The organism is Shewanella japonica (assembly GCF_002075795.1).
Taxonomy (GTDB): domain Bacteria; phylum Pseudomonadota; class Gammaproteobacteria; order Enterobacterales; family Shewanellaceae; genus Shewanella; species Shewanella japonica.
The window spans coordinates 3,857,782-3,878,190 of sequence record NZ_CP020472.1 but is presented as its reverse complement, the minus strand read 5'-3'; the positions used below and the strand labels follow the sequence as shown (position 1 = coordinate 3,878,190).

At 40.3% G+C, this 20,409-nt stretch carries 18 protein-coding genes; 12 read left to right on the top strand and 6 right to left on the bottom strand.

Features of this window, described 5'->3' with window-relative positions:
• Positions 1 to 10: 10 nt before the first annotated feature.
• Entirely contained in the window at positions 11 to 1,345 is a 1,335-nt protein-coding gene (locus SJ2017_RS16635) for an ATP-binding protein (RefSeq protein WP_080916489.1), read from the bottom strand.
• Between the two features lie 514 nt (positions 1,346 to 1,859).
• Here SJ2017_RS16635 and SJ2017_RS16630 point away from each other — a divergent pair.
• From SJ2017_RS16630 to SJ2017_RS16620, 3 genes are all read left to right on the top strand, one after another.
• Entirely contained in the window at positions 1,860 to 2,849 is a 990-nt protein-coding gene (locus SJ2017_RS16630) for a cytochrome-c peroxidase (RefSeq protein WP_080916488.1), read from the top strand.
• Positions 2,850 to 3,065: 216 nt separating this feature from the next.
• Positions 3,066 to 3,728 carry a cupin domain-containing protein gene (locus SJ2017_RS16625; RefSeq protein ID WP_055026416.1) on the top strand — a complete coding sequence of 221 codons (663 nt, stop codon included), beginning with the start codon at positions 3,066 to 3,068 and terminating at the stop codon, positions 3,726 to 3,728.
• A gap of 98 nt (positions 3,729 to 3,826) precedes the next feature.
• The gene (locus tag SJ2017_RS16620; protein ID WP_080916487.1) at positions 3,827 to 4,177 is read left to right on the top strand and encodes a HopJ type III effector protein; all 351 of its coding nucleotides are present in this window, start codon (positions 3,827 to 3,829) and stop codon (positions 4,175 to 4,177) included.
• A gap of 206 nt (positions 4,178 to 4,383) precedes the next feature.
• Here the strand turns inward: SJ2017_RS16620 and SJ2017_RS16615 are convergent, their stop codons facing one another.
• Positions 4,384 to 4,971 carry a NapC/NirT family cytochrome c gene (locus SJ2017_RS16615; RefSeq protein WP_420876289.1) on the bottom strand — a complete coding sequence of 196 codons (588 nt, stop codon included), beginning with the start codon at positions 4,969 to 4,971 and terminating at the stop codon, positions 4,384 to 4,386.
• Positions 4,972 to 5,351: 380 nt separating this feature from the next.
• On the opposite strand from SJ2017_RS16615, the gene SJ2017_RS16610 reads away from it, so the two are divergent.
• On the top strand, positions 5,352 to 6,197 hold the full coding sequence (locus SJ2017_RS16610) for a delta-class carbonic anhydrase (RefSeq protein WP_080916486.1): 846 nt from the start codon (positions 5,352 to 5,354) through the stop codon (positions 6,195 to 6,197).
• A 129-nt stretch (positions 6,198 to 6,326) separates the two neighbouring features.
• Here SJ2017_RS16610 and SJ2017_RS16605 read toward each other — a convergent pair whose 3' ends face one another.
• Positions 6,327 to 7,208 (bottom strand): TolB family protein, encoded by an 882-nt coding sequence (locus tag SJ2017_RS16605; RefSeq protein ID WP_080916485.1) that lies wholly within the window; start codon positions 7,206 to 7,208, stop codon positions 6,327 to 6,329.
• A 463-nt stretch (positions 7,209 to 7,671) separates the two neighbouring features.
• A complete protein-coding gene (locus tag SJ2017_RS16600) occupies positions 7,672 to 8,583 on the bottom strand; it encodes a 2OG-Fe(II) oxygenase family protein (RefSeq protein ID WP_080916483.1) in 912 nt (303 codons plus the stop codon).
• Between the two features lie 367 nt (positions 8,584 to 8,950).
• Between SJ2017_RS16600 and SJ2017_RS16595 the strand changes: the two genes are divergently transcribed.
• Both SJ2017_RS16595 and SJ2017_RS16590 read left to right on the top strand, forming a co-directional pair.
• Positions 8,951 to 9,721: an outer membrane protein OmpK gene (locus SJ2017_RS16595; protein WP_080916481.1), complete on the top strand. Its 771-nt coding sequence runs from the start codon at positions 8,951 to 8,953 to the stop codon at positions 9,719 to 9,721.
• 97 nt (positions 9,722 to 9,818) lie between these two features.
• Entirely contained in the window at positions 9,819 to 10,037 is a 219-nt protein-coding gene (locus SJ2017_RS16590) for a hypothetical protein (protein ID WP_055026409.1), read from the top strand.
• Between the two features lie 145 nt (positions 10,038 to 10,182).
• Here SJ2017_RS16590 and SJ2017_RS16585 read toward each other — a convergent pair whose 3' ends face one another.
• Complete coding sequence (locus tag SJ2017_RS16585; protein ID WP_080916480.1) at positions 10,183 to 10,479, bottom strand: hypothetical protein; 297 nt, start codon at positions 10,477 to 10,479, stop codon at positions 10,183 to 10,185.
• A 289-nt stretch (positions 10,480 to 10,768) separates the two neighbouring features.
• Positions 10,769 to 11,113 (bottom strand): TM2 domain-containing protein, encoded by a 345-nt coding sequence (locus SJ2017_RS16580; protein ID WP_080916478.1) that lies wholly within the window; start codon positions 11,111 to 11,113, stop codon positions 10,769 to 10,771.
• Between the two features lie 285 nt (positions 11,114 to 11,398).
• Here SJ2017_RS16580 and SJ2017_RS16575 point away from each other — a divergent pair, with 285 nt between their 5' ends.
• The 6 genes from SJ2017_RS16575 (at position 11,399) to SJ2017_RS16555 (ending at position 20,340) form a co-directional block, all read left to right on the top strand.
• Positions 11,399 to 12,781, top strand: a complete 1,383-nt coding sequence (locus SJ2017_RS16575) for a TolC family protein (RefSeq protein WP_167692937.1) — start codon at positions 11,399 to 11,401, stop codon at positions 12,779 to 12,781.
• A gap of 1 nt (position 12,782) precedes the next feature.
• Positions 12,783 to 13,151: an efflux RND transporter periplasmic adaptor subunit gene (locus tag SJ2017_RS21750; RefSeq protein WP_244899712.1), complete on the top strand. Its 369-nt coding sequence runs from the start codon at positions 12,783 to 12,785 to the stop codon at positions 13,149 to 13,151.
• Positions 13,152 to 14,039: an efflux RND transporter periplasmic adaptor subunit gene (locus tag SJ2017_RS16570; protein ID WP_244899711.1), complete on the top strand. Its 888-nt coding sequence runs from the start codon at positions 13,152 to 13,154 to the stop codon at positions 14,037 to 14,039.
• Positions 14,036 to 17,173: an efflux RND transporter permease subunit gene (locus SJ2017_RS16565; RefSeq protein WP_080916475.1), complete on the top strand. Its 3,138-nt coding sequence runs from the start codon at positions 14,036 to 14,038 to the stop codon at positions 17,171 to 17,173. Before SJ2017_RS16570 ends, SJ2017_RS16565 begins: the two co-directional genes overlap by 4 nt.
• Before the next feature lie 231 nt (positions 17,174 to 17,404).
• Positions 17,405 to 18,031, top strand: coding sequence for a glutathione S-transferase family protein (locus SJ2017_RS16560; RefSeq protein ID WP_080916474.1), 627 nt, complete (start codon positions 17,405 to 17,407; stop codon positions 18,029 to 18,031).
• A gap of 467 nt (positions 18,032 to 18,498) precedes the next feature.
• Entirely contained in the window at positions 18,499 to 20,340 is a 1,842-nt protein-coding gene (locus SJ2017_RS16555) for an AAA family ATPase (RefSeq protein WP_167692936.1), read from the top strand.
• Positions 20,341 to 20,409: the final 69 nt, after the last annotated feature.

The window sequence follows — 20,409 nt, the reverse complement described above, 5'->3', positions numbered from 1 at the left end:
ATACTATCTCCTACAGGTAGAGCTTATTGTGATTGACTAAGTGGCTGGCAATCAGTCGTGTTAAAGTGGGAGTGATAACATAATAATGTTGGGCAAAATCTTGTTTTGAATAATGCGCTTTTATCAATCCTTGGCGACATAAATACTCAAGCTTAAGTGCACTTTGCTCGATACTACAGGCAAAAATTTCAGCATGCTGAAAAATCCGTAACCCACCGTGAACGTATAATTCTGCAAGGCTAAACAGATCGTCGTCGCTGCATTGTTTTAAGCTGGTTAAATCTGGCAGGCAAAGCGGGGCTATTGTTAGCGGGTGGTTGTCGTCTTGAATCAAGGCATGAAATATCAATACACAAGCCAATTTACTATGGCCACCTGTGGCTTGGTGCAATTGTTTTGTGAGTTGCTCAAATGCTAACTTTTCAGCGTCATCATCTTGATTATCAGTAATGTGCAGTCCGATTTGTGCAATCCTGCTTTGTATCACATCGCGAAATTCTGACAGGCCAAAATAGTCGAGCTTAATGACGAACTTTACAAAATTGGTAATCGCGTACTGTGATGATAAGCGGTGCCAAACATAGGTTTCGCAACCCAGTACCCAGCAATGACGTTGTCGGGTTTCCATTAATATGGTGGCAAACGTGACTAAGGCTTGATAATTACCCATCATTCTGAGCATTAGCTTATGCAGATCATCAATAATGATCACATGTGCAGGCTGTTTGTTTATTAAGGCTATCGCTGCGGTAATCGATGCTGGAGCATCGTTAATATTGAAACAGTAACAAAGGTTAGCAATGGTTTCTTTTGTGGTTAATGCTGCATGGTAAAAACTAAGATAAGTGATATGTACCGCTTCTGTTTGGCGAGTTGCTTGCTGGGTTAAAAACCAATGATGAAACTGATTGAGAAAAGAGCTAACACCTGAACCAGCAGGGCCTGTAACAGCAGTTAACTCGCCTTTATTTTGCTGCCAACGAGTAACTGAGTCGGTTAATTGAATAAATTGATGTTCGCGACCAATAAAGCGAGTGTGCTCGGATAATGTCGATATATCGACTTGTTGTTTTATCCTATGTTTAGCATTTTTTGCTTCAGGTAGCGCCGCTACGTCTTTATCGGCTGCATGATAATTTATAGCCAGATCAGCTTTTATAGGGTTATACAGTAAGGTTTTTTCCACTGTCGCCTTTGGATGGTGGTGGGGGTAAATTCTAGCGATATCCTTCAGTGACAACTTTCCTTCAGCACTTTCTGCATCAGCAATAATAGCAGGCTGACCCATTAACAGGGCTTTCAGTTTGGTCCAAGCCTGGGTGATTTGTGGTAGTTGCACATCCATTTTACGTTTTACCTCGTCACGCTTAATAAAAGCGAGTTATTCCATTTATTTAGTCTCTAAAGGCTTCTTAACTCTAGCATAGTTGTTTCATTAAAGTGGCTAATATGCTGAAAGCAAAATGCACAATGATGTTGTTTTTAGTTGAGCTATGCTGGTGGAGTTAACGCTGGAAAACCGTCTTTAACAAGCTTGATTGGGGCGGAAATTGGAAAGGCTGGGCGTATTTGCGCTGTAAGTTAGAAGATAATTGTCATAATTGGGGCTAAATGAGTCACTTTTTTGATACAAATTAGTGTGATCTCATTCCATTCTAATCGAGATTTTAATCCTAATTAGCAATGCTAATCAATTTAGTTGTTAACCTACCTTATTTGCTAAAAATAACAGTGATTTAAGTCTCGTTTTTATTATCCAAATCTGCGATAGACTCAATCGGATTTTGTCATTTTATCTCTTAAAAAAGCGAGGATAAGATAGCTGCAATTAAACCACATACTTTAAAAGGTTATTCGTTATGTTCAAGCTAACCTCTGTTGCTTTTATTATTGCTTCAATTTGTTCAATTTCTACAGCTCAAGCAAGTGAGCCAATTGAGGTGATTAAACCTGCTGTTATCACCGAACCTGAAAAAGTAGAATTAGGTAAAATGTTGTTCTTTGAACCACGTTTATCTATGTCTGGTTTTATTTCTTGTAACTCTTGCCATAACTTATCGTTAGGTGGTGTGGATGCATTGCCAACGTCTATCGGTCATGAGTGGCAAGAAGGTCCAATTAACTCGCCTACAGTATTAAATGCTGACTACATGCTAGCGCAGTTTTGGGATGGTCGTGCGGCAAACTTAAAAGAGCAAGCTGCGGGTCCTATCGATAACCCTAAAGAAATGGGTTATACCCATGAACTCGCTGTTGGTACTATTGCTTCAATGCCTGGCTATGTTGAACGTTTTAAAGCAATTTATGGTTCTGAAGAAGTTAACATCGACAGAATTACAGACGCCATTGCGGTATTTGAAAAGACGTTAGTAACACCAAACAGCCCATTTGATAAGTATTTAGAAGGCGATAAGAAAGCCATTACAGCCGACGCTCAAGCGGGTTATCAATTATTTATAGATAAAGGCTGTGTAGCTTGTCATAACGGTCCTGCTGTTGGCGGTACTATGTACATGAAAATGGGCTTAGTTAAACCATTCCATACCGATAACCCAGCCGTTGGCCGTAAAGGCGTAACAGGTAAAGAAGCGGATAAGTTCGTCTTTAAAGTACCAACACTACGTAATATTGAGCTGACCTATCCATACTTCCACGATGGCAGTGTTTGGACACTTGAAGAAGCGGTTAACACCATGGCTGATATCCAATTAGGTCAGGAAATGAGTGAAAAAGAAACCAAGCAAATGGTTGATTTCTTGAAGAGCTTAACCGGTGAACAGCCACAAATTATGTTACCGATTTTACCGCCTTCAAATGAAAATACGCCACGCCCAGTGCCGTTTAAGTAAGGAATTTTCAATTAGTTTCATCGCCTAATTGAATATTGTTGCACTCCCCCAGCAAAGCCTGTTCAACTTATTGAACAGGCTTTTTATTTTTTATCTTATTAATCAATAAATAGTACCAAAAAGTACCTAGCGTACGGTTTTGTGCCCACTAGGTTTTATTGGCTAATCCCCCTATGATAACCCTAGAGATACAATACAAGGTTTAATAGGTTATAAATGAACACTATCAATATGGATTTTAGCCAACGCGTCGTGGTAAATACTCATGAGCTGAATTGGGATAAAAGCCCAGCTAAAGGCGTTTGGCGTAAACGTTTGGCTCGCGAGGAAGCCGAGCGAGGTCATGCTACCAGTGTGGTTAAGTATGATGCTGGCGCAAGTTTTAAATCTCACCCACACCCATTAGGTGAAGAAATCTTTGTATTGTCAGGGGTATTTTCAGATGAAACAGGTGACTATCCTGCTGGCACGTATATTCGTAATCCTGAAGGTTTTAGTCATGCCCCTTTTAGCGAGCAAGGCTGTGAGTTATTAGTAAAGTTACATCAATTTTTACCAAGTGATAAAGAGCAAGTCAGAGTTGATACTCGTAATACTGATTGGCTGCCTGGCCAAGGCGAATTACAGGTCATGCCGTTGCATCAACATTTAACTGAATCTACCGCTTTAGTCTTTTGGCCAGCTGGATGTCAATTTCAGCCCCACCGTCATTTTGGCGGAGAAGAAATATACGTGATTAGCGGTGAATTTATCGATGAGCATGGACGGTATCCTGCTGGAAGTTGGATTAGAAGCCCGCATTTAAGCCAGCATAATCCGTATGTTGAACAAGACACTGTTATTCTAGTTAAAGTTGGTCATTTAAACGCTGATGAATAAGAAAATGTTTCAGTTGACCTTGTTATAGCCTCCTTTTAAGCTGCAGTTAATTCAATGATGAATACAATGAAGTTAACCTACTTTATAAGGAAGCGTTAATGCATCAAGCAGAGTTAGTCCGTTTTATTAGCGGTATTGATCGCCAAGAAGAGCGCCGTTTTGAAGATACAATGGCGATCATCGACATGTATTATGAGTTTACTCCGACTGCATTTACTAATGGTCAGCAGCAAAACAGTGCAGAACAAAACTTAGGATCTTGCAAAGTGTTTTCATTTGCAATGCGACATCAATTGTCGGAATCGCAAACGCTTAAGCTTTTTGGCCAATACTACCAAGATGTGTTAGCCACGCCTCAAGGTGCGGATCATCAGAATATTCGCCAGTTTATGCAACATGGATGGGCTGGTATTCGTTTTACTGGAACGCCGCTGCTTTTGAAAAGCTAATCATAGAAAAGCTATTTACTGAAAAACTTGTTAGTTTAAAAACTAATTTTGTTGAGTCATAATAGGCTTTGACTATTTAGGACGTTAACTATTTAAGGCTTTAACTATTTAAGACTTTGAAAGTTAGAGCCTTAATAGATTAACGTAAAAGTAACGCAAGATAATGCCAGTTATTTTATATCAGTCATTTTGACTGCTCAGCCTAGTTAAAAGCCTTCCACTCCAGCCATGTCAGGCAGATGATGCGCAATCCCTTTATGACAATCAATACAGGTCTGCTCACCACTTTCTAAGTAGGTTGAATGCATTTTTGCTGCCCGCTCAGATTGTCGGGTGAAATCCATATAATCAAATTCATGACAATTTCTGCATTCTAATGAATTATTTGCTTTTAAACGGCGCCACTCATGTTCGGCAAGTTCACGTCGTTTAGCTTCAAACTTCTCCGGTGTATTAATCGAGCCGACAAGGTGTGCCCAAATCTCTTTAGATGCTTGCATTTTACGGGCAATTTTATCGGTCCATTTATGAGGGACATGGCAATCATGACAAGTGGCTCGCACGCCGCTACGATTGGTGTAATGAATTGTGAGCTTCATTTCTTCATAAACATTTTGATGACAGCTACTACAAAACTCCTCAGTGCTCGACATTTCAAGGGCAGTGTTAAAAGCTCCCCAGAATATTATCCCTGCAATAAATCCACCGATAACTAAAAAACCTAAACTGAAATGCACACTGGGCTTTTTAATTGTCTGCCAGACGGTGTTAAGTAACATCTTGAGTTTTTGCATGGTTTCACCCTGTTGATAATGACGGTGTCACTATATAGCTGAACGTTGAATCACGATTGAGTATAAAAGTGACTGAGATACCAACTGGTTAATACCAGTGCATGTTTACTGCTTGATGTTGTAAAGATAGCAGTAAAGTGAAAATTAACTAGGTGACATGAATGTTTTACCTAATTGATTAATCTTCATACGTTGTGAAGCTAAAAATAGATCGAGCAGTATGTTTCCAAAGTTGACCGTTTTTTGAACTTGTGACTATTATTACCTTTAATTAGTGATTGCTGAATTTGGTTGTTAGACGAGTGCTGCAGAGGCCAAAGTCTACAAATGGATGCAGAACTGACTTCGATATTTTGGTTAATTATTGAAAAGGATATTCTATGAACAACAGGTTAATTGTCACACTCGCAGCGAGTGGTTTATTGCTACATACATGTGGGGTGACAGCGGCAGTATCAGATCAGGTTATTAGCGATCAAAGAGCAAAACTTGCAAGTCAAACTCAAGGGCAGGGATTTGGTCCGCAATCGCCAAGAGATCTCAATCAAGTCAAAGGCAATAACCCCATTCACTTTAGCGCAGCCCCAAGTTATAGCAAGATGAATCTGTGTAATATTCATTTTCATAAAAATGCAGAGCATTCAGGTGGCGAGTTTACGACTTATGCGGGTAATGGAGATGGCAAAGGGTATCAGTCAGGTTATAAATATAATGGTGTTTTAACTGACAAAGAAATGATGCAAACACGTATGGCTGTATGTCCAAGTAAAAATGGTGGGTTAAACGCAGGTGATACTATCGAGCTACATTATGTTCATTCAACTGCACAGGTCACTCCAGGAGAAAGTTTGGCTGCTTGCATGAATGAAGCCATTGCTAACCCGCAGTTGAGAGTTGAAACCCAAGTCTTTGTGCTTGTTGGCGGCGGTCAAGGTTTAGACTTTAATCAGTTGACGAAAGTTGAACAAGCACAAGGTAAATACCAAGCGATTAATATGCTCAACAATATGGGCGATCCTATTGAATATAGCGGTTCGACAACAGGGCCGGGTTATAACGAAAAAGGATCGCCATTGCAGGTTTCTTGGCGTGTTAGGCCAAAGGTGGCTAAGGTCAATATCGACTCTGTGGGCCAATGGTGTCGTGGGAATGAGTTTAAAGAAGACCATGCTCATGGCGTGAGGAATTTGGTTATTAATCCTGCTTTGTTATCAAATATTAACTAAGTTTCTGATAAAAAATAAAATATAGCGTATTCACGCCATATGGTTAATGCGTGTGAACTGATTTTTGCGATAATTAAGGCGCCATATGGCGCCTTAATTATTGATTGATAAAATCAAAACTTGTGATGGCTAATCAGCCATTAATGCAGATAAACGAATTTGATATAAATTGCCTTTACCGTTCTCAATACGAGTAAAAAATAAGTAGTTACCATCGGGAGAAATAATCGGCGTAAACTCATGATCTGCTGTGTTAACTTTATCGCCTAAGCTTTTAGCGACTGTCCACTCATTGCCCACGAGGTGTGATATATAAAGATCGCCTTTTCCTAAACTGTCTTGGCGATCTTTTATACTGAATACGATGGTTTTTCCATCGCGTGAGACTGCTGAGTCACCAATATTACCGTTCACGCCATAAATATGGCTTGGTAAAGGTTTTGGTGTCGTAAATCCATTGCCCTTAGGCTGAGCAACAAACATATGTCGGCCATTGTCCCTAAATGAAGGAAAGTAAAGCTCGCCTTTGTCTGTTAGTGATGGATATAGATCGGCGGCATTTGAATTGATATCGAGATACTCAGGTTGCTGCCATTGATCATTTTTCCACGTTGAGCGCCATATATTGACTTCTTTTGCTTCCTCTTTCTCACCCTTTAATGGCCTTTTAGACACAAAGTATAGCTGTGAGTAATCAGCACTGTAATAAGGATCGGCATCTAAGTATTCGCCTGATATCGCTAGTGGTGTAGGGGATTGCCAGTTACCTGAATCAAATGAAGACTGCATCATAGTGCAATGGCTAAAATCATCATTGCAACGGGCAAAAATGACATTATCGCCAGATTGATTAAACACGGTATTAATTTCAAAGTGCTCAGTTGTTGAAATCACCCCTGGAGCGAACTCCACGGCTTTATTGGCTGCAGCTTCATTATGATAGGCTGGATTGGCAAATACTGAGGTGGACACTATGGTTAAACAAGTTGTGATTATTATTGGTTTTATCATGACTCGCCTTTGTTATTCATTTTATAAGCAAATGTGTAGCTGAATTAGCTATTATTTTTGAGTAACCTGCGATTTTTGAGTAAGCGGATTACTTTTGGGCAAAGAGAATACAAGGCTTTGATTTATTAATCTACATTTTTGTGAATTAAGATTCACTTTTATTGTTGCTTTGTCGTTTGTAGATGTCAGAGCATCTATTCATATTTGGGGTTGTGCCACAAAACTTGATTAGATTTTTCAGTTCTAAAGAGCTGGTTTTTATAGGGTGCGCTTAATTGAACCTTGTTGTCGACTTGAGTCTACTTGAAATCAATTTAACCGACTTGCTCTAATTGAATTGGCTAAATCACTCTACTGAGTTGTCGATTAACTGGCATTGATCAAAAAGCGCTAGTAGCCAGAACTTCTAGCGCTTTTAATATTCATGAGCTTGGGGGATCACCTAAGCATCTGCTTACTGTGATTAAAAGGGCGCATAACGATCAAAGTTTGTTGTTGGCGTAGTCCAACGCTGTTTTGCATCGTGTTGGGTATTATTGATACCTTGCATGGGAATTTGGCCATTGTCACCGTATAACCACAATACCATATTAGTACGTTCACCACTGATGATAGGCTGCGCTGCATGAGGTACATGACCTCGATGGATCAACGCTATGCCAGGCTCGAATACTTGTTCAACCATTTTACCAGTATTGGCATCGTAAAAATTCACGCCAGATCCAGTAAAATGTTCCTCAGGCAAGTTGAGGTTGATATTCAGTGTGACGGAAGATGCATCCGAATGCATACGCAACGAGGTATCTTTATTGGGCTGATACTGAATTGAAAACCCAAATGTTTGCGTGTCGTAGCCAGTGACTTCTGGAAATAACAAGCGTGCAATAGGGCGCATGTAGTTATCTAACAGACTGCGATAAAAGTGCTGAAATTCTGGCGCTGCGAGATAACCTTCAGAGCGAGGATCTAACATTGCTCCTCCGCGGTTGAGCACTATGCCATATGGAGGTCGTAATGGGATCTCAGCATCGGCCGCTTTAGTTAAAAAGTCGCGCAATATGGCAAGTTTTTCAGGCGCAAACAGCTGGAAGCTAAACACACCTGGCGCTACTTCATACAGGAGTTCACGAACGGCTTTTTCTTTGTTGGGATCTTGCCATGCTTGAGTAACAGCCTCGCGCAGTTTGCTATCGAGCAAAGCATCATTGAGCGGTAACAGATTAGTCTGTTCGCTCGCTTCCCATTCATGCCAAGCCTCACTGAACAATTCGGTATTGTCATCCCAAAACTGCTGTACAGAAGGCGAACGTTGAAGCATGTCTTCTCGAGAAGGTAGGCTTGTGGCGCGAGCGCGCTGTAATTGATTAGGTCGCATAATATTCATTCCTTGGGTGAATCTTTCATGAGTCCAAATCTAGTACAGTTGGTTTTTGAGATAAATATCATCAGCAATGAAACAGAATCAAGGATTTGTATATAGTTGAAAGCTGTCTTATTTAGAACTAAACGAGCCAGAAGGGAAGGAATTGTTCATGGGCTAGGGGTACTCATTGAGATAATTGCTTCAATAAAACAATAAAACGTGCCCTAGGCGTTATCTATTCCTTAATTATCTGTAAACAAACTGTCATAATAGTTACCACTGTTTTGTTATGGGGATAATAATATCTACATCGTTTTTTATCTTCTGAAGAAACAGCTACGTTGATAATTAATAACAATGATACCTACAAGGACTGAATATGAAACGCTTGCTTGCCCTGATACTGCTTTGTCAGGCTCCTGTTGTTGCAGCAAATGATATGACTTCAAATGATATAGTGCATTGGCAAGATAATAGCCTGTCTTACCTTTATGGCGATAACTTTAAAGTTAACCCACAAATTCAGCAAACTATTACTTATGAGCACGCAAGTGGTTGGAATGTTGGTGACTTATTTATGTTTGTCGACTTCACTAAATATAACGGTGAAGAAGATTTCCTAAACGGTAAAAACACCTATTACGGCGAGTTTAGTCCGCGTTTTAGCTTCAGTAAAATGCTAGATAAACCCGTAGAAGCTGGCATGATTAAAGATGTCTTACTGGCAACAACTATAGAGTTTGGTGAAGGTGATGTTGAGTCATTTTTAATTGGTGCGGGGATAGATTTAGCCATTCCAGGGTTCGATTTTTTCCAACTCAATATGTACAAACGTTTGCCCGATGGGCGCGATGGTGACACTTGGCAAATTACCCCAGTTTGGAAGATGAGTTGGCCAGTTGGCGAGTCGACGATTGTGTTTGATGGCTTTATTGATTGGGTGGTTGATTCTGATGGCAGTTACGAAAAAAACATCCATTTTAACCCGCAGCTTAAATATGATTTAGGTAAACAAGTCGGCATGCGAGATAGCGCGTTATTCGTGGGTATTGAGTATGACTATTGGAAGAATAAATACGGCATTAAAAGCAGTTCAGGATTTAATACCGATCAAAGCGTGACTAATTTATTGGTGAAGTATCACTTCTAATGCTTTAATTGAACGTAATATAAGCAACTTTTCTGCTTGTAGATATGAACAATTAACAAGTGAATATATGGCTTTATTCGTTTGATAAGGAGACGTGATGAAATACTCAATGAGCGATCTCATCTACCAAGGTGAGAAAGCAGGCGTACATAACTGGAATACGGTTTCGGGTAATTCTTTTTATTGGCATCCTGATTGGTTGCATATTGCTGAAGATATGACAGGCCATAAGGCGACAGCTAAAATTGAAACCACTGCAAAAGTCGCGACTCAGCAACAAGCACAAGACACCATAGTCAAGCACCTTAATAAGTAAACATGCCTTCATTTAAACCAAAAGCAGCCAAACTGTAGTCAGGCTGCTTTTTATAAAACAACAAAAGTGACTTTGTTATTAAGTCGTTTGTCGCTTGCTAACGACTGAAATATTAACCACTTTGCTTCTATTTGTTTGCGGCTTTTTATTTTGCTGCAATAAGTGTGGTTTTACGGTAATCAAACTGCTGATTTACTTGTTGAACTTCGCTGGCAGTAAGCTGAGCCTGTTTGATTTTCTTGTCGTCAGATATGACAAACTTATTCAGTTTATAGTTCACAAAGTCTGCGACGAATACCACACCATTTTCGTAGCCTGCTACAGCATTAACTTTTTGCATAGCAGTGCAGTCATTACATTCAATAACGCTACTTTCAGCTAATACGCTTCCACTGAACACACACATCACTGTGGCAAGTGCCTTTAAAGGTAACTTATTCATAGACATCTCCTTTTCATTATCATGACTGATATCATTTATATAAATGTGATCTATATCACACTTAGGTTATGGGAGTTACCAGGTGATGTCTAGTCTGTTGAAATAAAAAGTTAACAATAGGTTTGCTAAACTTAGCCGAAAAGAGAGATCAAATATAAACAGGTTGAGTCGTTTACTCGATAATATTGAATAGGCTTAGTCTTTATGAAAAATAGATAAACGTGGCAGAGCAGCCACGTTTATTAGAGTGATTTAAGTCAGCGCCGACAGTCGTGTAATGACTTAGATGTTAAATATAGCTGTGATTTGGTTTACGACTGTATCGTTGCTGGAAATTAAACGGGCTCATTTTTAAGGTACGTATAGCATCCACCCAACCAACGACCATTGGCACCAATGTCCAACAGAATAAAAGGTATACACTTCCTTTTATGTGCTGCCCTAAGTAAAACTTATGCAGGCCAAATCCACCTAGTACAAAACCAAAGAGTATTGCGAGTTTTTGATTTTTAATACGAATATCTGGGTCTACTCCACTAAGCGCATCTAATCCTTGAGCAGCTTGGCAATGTGGACAAGTGATAATGTTCAGGTCAATATTGTTACTGCATTGAGGGCAGGTTACGTCTTGCATCACTAACTCCAATAGTCAAAATTGCTGTTGGCTTATTATGGGTACAAGTGTTCGCTGAAAGTAGGTGCATAGTTCACAGAATTAAAATAAAAGCTAAAAATACATAAAATGATACAAATATCGCCAATGGATGCATAAGGATGATGCTTTAACCGAGAGACATCACAACTCTAGTGTAAAACTGTGCAAAGTTGCCCCGTGGCTATTTGAATTAAATAGTGAACTATTTAAAATCAATTACGTAACAATTCGACAAAATAATAAATGAAAATGGACTTCCCATTAATGAAAAGACGTTTTACCAAGGTCGCTGTGGCAACTTCGATAGTCATTTTATCTGCTTGCAGCTCTTCCTCATATCTGGACGAACCTTTGGTGACACCGCAACTTCCAGCGTCTTGGCACACTGATGCTGAATCGTTAAAAGATAATCAAAGCTGGGTGACGCCGATTGCAACAGATCAATTACTCGAATTTATCAGTATTGGCCTAAATACCAACCAAGAATTGATGCAGTTAGCACTTGAAGTTGAGGTCAAAAAGCAGCAACTCAATGTCAGTGACTCCAGCTTTTGGCCAGAACTTGATTTGTCCGCTAATAGTGGTCGTAGTGGTGACAGTGATGACTCAACCAGTTTCAATAACCTGAGCTTAGACCTAAGTTATGAGTTGGATATTTGGGGCAAATTATCTGACAATGCTAGAGCCTCTAAACTCAATTTACTTACAGCGGAAGCCAATTACCAACAAGCAAGAGATGCCTTGGTAGCTGACGTCGCTATTGCATACTACAAGGTGGTAACCTCAGCTGAGTTAGTGAAGTTATTTGAACGCCGAACTGAAAATGCCAAGTTAAACTTTGAGATTATTGAGTCAGGATATTTACAGGGATTGAACGAATCTCTTGATGTCTACCTGACGCAAAATGAATATCACAGTGAAAAATCCAATCTGTTATCCCAACGAAGCCAGCATAACCAAGATATCCGAACCCTAGAAAGGTTACTGGGCGGATATCCTGCGGGTAAATTACTCATTGATGAAAAGCTGCCATTACTGCCTCAAGGGATCAAGATTGGTGTGCCAAGTGAGTTAGTTAAACGCAAGCCAGAATTACAAGCTGCGTGGTATCAGCTGTTATCTCAAGACGCCTTAGTGGCATATACCCAAAAACAACGTTACCCAGCCCTTCGCTTAGGTGCTGATATTGGCACGTCTAGCAGCGACATTGCTAACTTACTGAGCGGTGATTACAGCTCGTGGTCAGTCTTTGGTGGCATTACCGCGCCGATATTTAATGCGGGCCGATTAGCGTCGCAAACTGAACAACAAAAACTGAAATTGAAGCAACAAGAGCAGCAGTATCTAAGTACCTTATTTAACGCCTTCGAAGTGGTTGAAAATAACTTAGATTTAGATGCAAGTTTACAGCAACAATATCGCTCAACGTTAAAGGCTCAGGAGAATGCGCTACAAGCTGAAACTTTGTCTTTTGAGCAATATCAAAGCGGACTTGTGAGCTACACGACTGTGTTAGACGCTCAGAACCGTGCTTTTGTCGCGCAAAGCTCAGTCATAAGTTTAAAAAATCAAATCATTGCCAACCGTATTGGATTGCACCTTGCTTTAGGTGGCGATCTGGATGCGAGTGTTACAGAAGAAGAATAATATGATGAACAAGAAATACCTTATCCCTGTTGGCATAATTGCTGTAGCTGTGATTGCTATTGCGACGATTACATTTAACCCGCCTTCAACCAAACGTGGCAAGCCTATGGCAATAGCACCGATGTCGGTTGAAACATTAACGTTAACACCACAAGATTATCAAATTCAGGTGAGCAGTTTTGGTGTGGTTAAACCTAGAACTCAAAGCTCTTTGGTTACTCAAGCATCAGGGCAAATCCTGACCATTAGCCCTAATTTCCGTGAGGGTGGTTTTTTTGAAAAAGATGAAGTGCTGGTGCAACTTGATGATCGAGATTACCAAGCAGAAGTGAAAATAGCCGAAGCAGGGTTACTACTTGCAAGGCAGTAATTGCTGGAAGAGCAAGCCCGAACCAATCAAGCTTTAGTCGATTGGCAACGTCTCAGTAATGGCCGTGAGCCAACTGCATTGGTGTTGCGCGAGCCACAACTTGCCGCAGCAAGAGCCGCAATGTTGTCAAACCAAGCATCACTTGAAAAAGCCAACCTTGCGCTTGAGCGTACCCAAGTTGTCGCACCGTTTTCTGGCCGTATTTTAGAAAAGCATGTCGATGTCGGCCGTGTTGTATCAACCAACGCCCAACTTGCGACAATTTATGCAACCGATTATGTAGAAATTCGCCTACCGATCAATAACAGCGATTTGGCCTTAGTCGAATTGCCTGAGCAAGGTAAGTCTGCGGTGGCTAAAGTTTCTTTTGAGTCTGATTTAATTGGACTACAAAAATGGGAAGGACAGCTGATCCGCACTGAAGGTGCGATTGATAGTAACTCACAGCAGCTTTATGTTGTAGCGCAAATCGATGACCCATTCGATTATCAAAGTAATCAAAAAATGCCATTGAAAATTGGCCAATACCTAACAGCAAACATTGCGGGTAAAAAGCTAAGTCAGGTATTAGTTATTCCTACGAAATCGATTTATCAGGGCTCTTATGTTTATGTCGTCAATGATGGCGTGTTATTACGTAAAGACGTCTCAATCAGATGGCAAAATAGTCAAGACTCAGTTGTGAGAGCGGGGCTTAATAATGGCGACGAACTAGTCACTACCTCACTTGGTCAAGTCAGCTCTGGTACTCCTGTTACGATAATGGGGTCTGAGCCAACAACAAGCCGCCCTCAAGGTGGACCTAAAGCTAACCTTGATGGAAAGCGCCGCCCTAAACCTGACGGCAAACACAACAAACCAGCAGCGAAAGAGGGGGCACAACCATGATTGCTTGGTTTGCTAAAAATCATGTCGCAGCCAACCTATTAATGCTGATGCTGCTGGTATTGGGGTTAGGTTCACTATCGACTCGCATTCCTCTTGAAGTATTTCCAACGGTTGAATCTGAACGCGTTTCGGTCAGCATCTCGCTGCGTGGTGCAACGCCTGAAGATGTCGAGAAAGGCGTTACTATTCGAGTTGAAGAAGCTGTACAAGATCTTGAAGGTATCGAGAAAATTACTTCAAGCTCATCAGAATCATCTTCGCAAGTGACCATCGAAGTGGAAAGTGGTTATGATCCTCGTGAGATGTTGGCAGATATTAAAAGCCGAGTCGATGCGATTAATACTTTTCCTGCCGATGCAGAAAAGCCGGTTATTGCGTTGGCCCAACGTAAGCGTGAAGTGATTGCTGTAACGGTAACGGGTAAATACAGTGAAAAAGAAACCCTTGAATTTGCCGAAGTCGTGCGTGATGAGTTATTACGTCTTGAAGGTGTTACCCAACTAGATTTAAGCGGAGTACGTAACTATGAAGTGTCATTAGCCTTATCGCAAAACAAGTTACGCCAATACAACCTAACGTTGAGCGAAGTATCAAAAGCCATTAATGCCTCCAGTACCGATATCTCTGCTGGTAACCTAAAAACCCAAGGCGGTGACATTTTACTTCGCTCAAAAGGCCAAGCTTATTATAAAGATGAGTTTGCCAATATTGCGATTAAATCAGCTGCCGATGGCACGATTATCCGCTTAGGCGATGTCGCTGATGTGGATGATGGCTTTGAAGAAACCCCAGTAAGAACAAGATTTAATGGCCAGCAAGCAGCATTTATTGATGTTTACCGTATTGGCCAGCAAAGCGCTATTGATGTGGCTGATAAAGTCAAAGGGTACATTGACTCACGACAAGCGACATTGCCAGAAGGCTATGGCTTAAGTTACTGGGATGATGATTCTGAAATCGTTAAAAACCGTATTGCAACCTTAACTGGCAGTGCGTTGCAAGGCGGTATATTGGTGCTGTTATTACTGACCTTGTTCTTACGTCCATCAATTGCCATTTGGGTGTTTATTGGTATCCCAGTGTCATTTATGGGGGCCTTCATTTTTATGCCATTTTTTGGTGTATCTCTAAATGTCATGAGCTTGTTTGGGTTTATTTTAGTGCTGGGGATTGTGGTGGATGACGCCATTGTGACTGGTGAAAATATATATACCCACTTAAAGACAGCACCAAGTGGCGAGCAGGCCGCTATTTTAGGTACTCAAGAAGTTGCAGCGCCTGTTACCTTCGGGATTTTAACCACTGTCACCGCCTTTTTACCTATGTTGTTTATTGAGGGCACACGTGGGGCGATATTTGGGCAGATTGCCATCGTGGTGATCCCCGTATTAATGTTCTCATTAATTGAGTCTAAGTTTGTATTACCAGCTCATTTAAAACACATTAAGTTGCGAAGTGAGAAAGAAAAATACAATCGATTTGAGATTTTTCAGCAGAAGTTTGCCGATGGGTTTGAGCGTGCGATTATTCAATTTTATCAACCCTTCTTGCGTGTTGCTCTAAAACATAAGACAGCAACTTTGAGCTTGTTTTTAAGTGTGTTGTTAGTCATAGCTGCTTTGTTAGCAACGGGCTGGACTAAGTTTACTTTCTTTCCACGTATTCCAAGTGAAACTGTGCGATTGAGTCTGACGATGCCTGCAGGCACGCCATTTGAAGTGACCAATGCGCATATTATTGGCATTGCCGCCAAAGCTGAGGCATTGCAGGAAAAGTATCGTGATGAAGACACCGGCGAAAGCGTCATTATTAATATTTTAGCCACAACAGGTGGCCGAGGTGGTGCTTCAAATGCGGGTAGTGTTCGTTTTGAAATGACCCCTGCTGAAAAGCGTGAGTCTGATATCACATCTCGAGAATTGTTAACCGAGTGGCGAAAGAGTGTGGGTGAAATCCCTGGGGCAGAGTCGATGACCTATCGTGCTGAAATTGGCCGTAGTTCAGATCCAATTGATGTACAGCTCAGTGCAAACTCATTAGAGACGTTAAGCGAAATTGCAGATCAGGTTAAAGAACATCTCAAAACCTACCCAACAGTATTTGATATCGCAGATAGTTTATCTAACGGTAAAGAAGAGCTGTTAATTGAGCTAACAGAGCAAGGTAAAGCACTCGGATTGACTCGCCAAGAAGTGTCAAGCCAAGTGAGAAGTTTCTATTTTGGCTCTGAAGTGCAACGCATCCAGCGTGGTCGTGATGATGTTCGGGTGATGCTACGTTTACCATTAAATGAACGCCAATCACTAGACGATTTGAAAAAAGTATTGATTACAACAAGCCAAGGTACGCAGGTTCCTCTTGGCCACGTGGCTAAAATGACATCAGGTAAAAGTCCTTCTAGCATAAGACGTATCGATCGCTATCGCGTGCTCAATGTGACTGCTGATGTTGATAAAGACAATACCAACATGACCGTACTACAAGCCGACCTAAAAGTGTTTCTTGATGGTTTAGTGCAGCAGTACCCTGGCGTAAGGCATTCACTTGAAGGCGAAGCGCGTGAGCAGCGTGACAGCTTTGGCTCGCTCCAATGGGGCTTAGTATTTGTGTTGTTTATGATTTATAGCTTACTTGCGATACCGTTTAAGTCATATATTCAGCCGCTAATTGTTATGAGCGTCATTCCATTTGGCTTGATTGGCGCAGTGTTAGGCCATTGGTTTATGGGCTCACCACTGACGATTTTCAGTATATTAGGTATGTTGGCGCTGGTTGGGGTCGTGGTGAATGACTCATTGGTACTGGTGGACTTTATTAATAAGAAACGTGCCCAAGGGATGGAAATCGCAGAGGCGGTATTAACCGCTGGAGCTAAACGTTTCAGACCGGTTATGTTGACCAGTTTAACCACGTTTATTGGGTTAATGCCTTTGCTACTAGAGAAATCGACTCAGGCTCAGTTCTTAATCCCAATGGCTATTTCATTAGGTTTCGGGATTATATTCGCCACCTTTATCACCTTGATATTAGTGCCAGTAAACTACCTTGTAGTTGAACGTATAAAAGGTAACAAAGTCGATATTAGTCACTTTGATAAGTCCTTAGGTGACACCTTTGGAATGGCTAAAAGTTAATAAAGCAATGAATACAGGGAAGGGTTAAAGCCAATTGCTTTAACCCTTTTTGTTTATGTGATTATCAATCGCGAAAGGCCATGCCTAGGTGCTAACAAGCATGGGTTTTGCCATTTAGTTTTATTTTATCAATTGTGTAATGTATGTACTGAAAACCGTGTCTTAGGTTAATTCAGTTGTTCTTTATCTAAACCATTAGCATCGCGGCTTATTTTATTAAAGGTAATATCAATGGCTTTAACGTTATTTTATGCTCCAGGAGCTTGCTCTGGTGTCACAATTAATGCGATCCAAGAATTGGGGCTAGAGTGTGATTTTAAGCGAATTAATCTTGCTTCTGGCGAACAAAAGTCGCCAGAGTATTTACAAATTAACCCTTTCGGCAAGGTGCCTGCGCTTGTAATCGAAGGTAAGTTATTAACTGAAAACCCAGCTATTTTACTGTATTTAAATAGTTTGGTTCCAGGCTCTAAATTACTGCCAGAAACTGAAGATGAATATCAAAAGTGTGTATATGCTTCAGATTTAATGTGGTTTTCCAGTACCGTTCACCCATCTGTGCGTCATGTCTGTATGCCCGCATATTACACCGTTAGTAAAGATGTCTGTGATGTCGTAGCCAGTGGTCGTAACATGTTAACCAGTCATTTTGAGAAGGCTGAAAAAAGGTTGAAAGCGTCAAATTGGTGGTACGGAGAACAATGGTCAATTGTTGATGTATATCTACATTGGTGCTACACAAGAGCGTTAAGAGGCGGTTTTTCTTTGGATGATTTTCCTGCGCTTTTAGCACATCAAAAAAGAGTAGAGTCAAAGCCAAGCTTTCAGCGTCGCTTAGCTATAGAGCAAAGCCAGTAAGGCTATTTCATTTCAAACGACATTTGCGAGTGCTATGAGGAATTATTTTCACTCATTTCTTGTCTGACACGCACTTGTTGTAATAGAAGCCGTGATGCTTCTTGTTATAGAAAGCCGTGATACTTCAATCACTCTGGGTTTAAGGGAAATAGTGCGAATCCCCTTAACACCCCCGCATTGCCCTGATGTACTAGTTATCCTCTATGTATTTTGAAAATAGCTAACGCTTCCGATGGGGCATCCATGCCCCGCGAAAGCTAACCTGACATCTATGTCAGGTTTACGCTATTTATCTGCATACACTTCAGCAACTTCCAACGGGGAGTTATCCAGCGTCTGGCTTCAATTTTTTGGAATTTGGATAAGTTTGTTTTGACTCCATTTATTTAACTTGTTGATATTGCTTTACGTACAACAATTCTATGGTTAACTTATTTAAAAATCATGTATTAATAAGTGACCATTGGATGTCTTCTTCGAATAAAAATATCGAGTACGCTCAAATTATCAATAAACTTAGGTTCAGAACACCTTTGGCGGAAACTTTTGAAGTTGTAGATGAAGATACTAGTCAGTGGTGCATTTATAATCTAAAACCGCTTAACTTTTTTATCGGGTCTAATAACTCAGGAAAAAGCAGGCTATTAAGAGAGATATTTTCGAATCATTTTCAAGAGGCTGATTCTGACGTTGATGGCTTCGGCGACTTAATTTTATCAATGAGAAAGAACTTTAAGTCAACAGAATATGCTCATGTCTTACCTATATTGGATAAATTGATAGCTGAAGGTCGAGAGTTTAAATATTCCGCTTTAATTGAAGAGTTAAAGCGAGAGCTCGAGGCTCTATTTTCCAAAAAAGGCGGGTATAGAAATGTTATGGTCGATGCTCCAATTGAGTATATTTCGAATCAGCTGGTTACTAATGAAACATTATCAAAACTAGTAGCTCTCGAAAATAGAAGTTTCGAAAAGTACTATATTCCTATGTTACGAGGGTTGAGAAATTTTAGTGAAAATGAAGATCACTATAAAGCTAGAACGATGAAAGATTACTTTGATGGGAAAGAGCAAGGTGGGTTAATTTTTACTGGACATTCTTTGTATGAAGATTTAAAAAATGCGTTGTTAGGTAGCTACTCGGAAAGAGAGAAAGTAAGGGGGTTTGAAAATTACCTTTCAACCAGTTTTTTTCAAGGTACTGATTTATCCCTTGTCCCCAGATTCAATGATGATGTTGTGCATTTTAAAATAGGCGATAGAGACGAGAGACCTATTTATGATTTGGGAGATGGACTACAGGCATTAATTATTATCACTTTCGCTATTTTTATGGCTGATAAGCCAACGATGTTTTGTATTGAAGAGCCTGAGCAACATCTTCATGCTGGTATGCAGCGTGCTTTGGTAGAGTTAATGAGTTCACATAAGCAACATATGTATTTCATGACGACACACTCAAACCATTTCATTGATATCGCTCGCGAGAAGAAAGAGATTGGGCTTCAGCGAGTTTGGCAGGCTGGTGAAGACAAAACTCGTTTTCAAAGTATTTTACCTAATGTGCAGTTGCTCGAAGATTTAGGCGTCAGAGCATCTTCAGTGCTTCTTGCTAATTGTTCCATATGGGTTGAAGGTGTTACCGATAAGTTATATCTAAAAGCATATATGGAAAAGTACCTGTTAGAACTTGAGTCAAGTGAAGTTGATGATATTGCACGATCAAAAAAGCTAAGAAGCTTCCAAGAGGATTTACATTTTGTATTTACTGAGTACCAGGGAAGTAACATTACTCATTGGAACTTTGGTAGGGAAATAATAAAAGGTGAACTTCAAACTGCAGCCACAGCATTTTCTTCTAAAATCCTTCTTATTGCCGACAATGATATTGCAAATAAAGGTGATCGTGTTAAAGAGCTTACAGACCAGCTAGGCGATAACTTTTACCTACTAGAATTCAAAGAAATTGAAAACTATTTACCATCTAAGATTCTTGAAACTACAGCTTTAGAGCGTTGGGATACTTTCAAGGAACGAGGTGACTCAAAGCTTATCATCGACGCCATTAATTCAAGTGATTATCAAAAATCAGATATTGGTATAGGCACCTTTCTAGAAAACTTTGTCATTGGAGAAGCCGTAAACCCTGAACGAAAATTTTTTAAAGATAAAAGTGGAACGATTAAAGATAAAGTTAAATTTTGCCTTAAAGCAGTTGAGCTAATGAAAACTGAGGAGTGGTATTTGACTGAAGAATTAAGTGAGCTTTGCAATGCTATATGGCAGCATATAGAAATAAGTAACTATTAATACTGAACGTCCAAACTTCGCTGCAGCCTACAGTTAATTCCCCATTCCAAGTTGCTGAAATACGCAGAT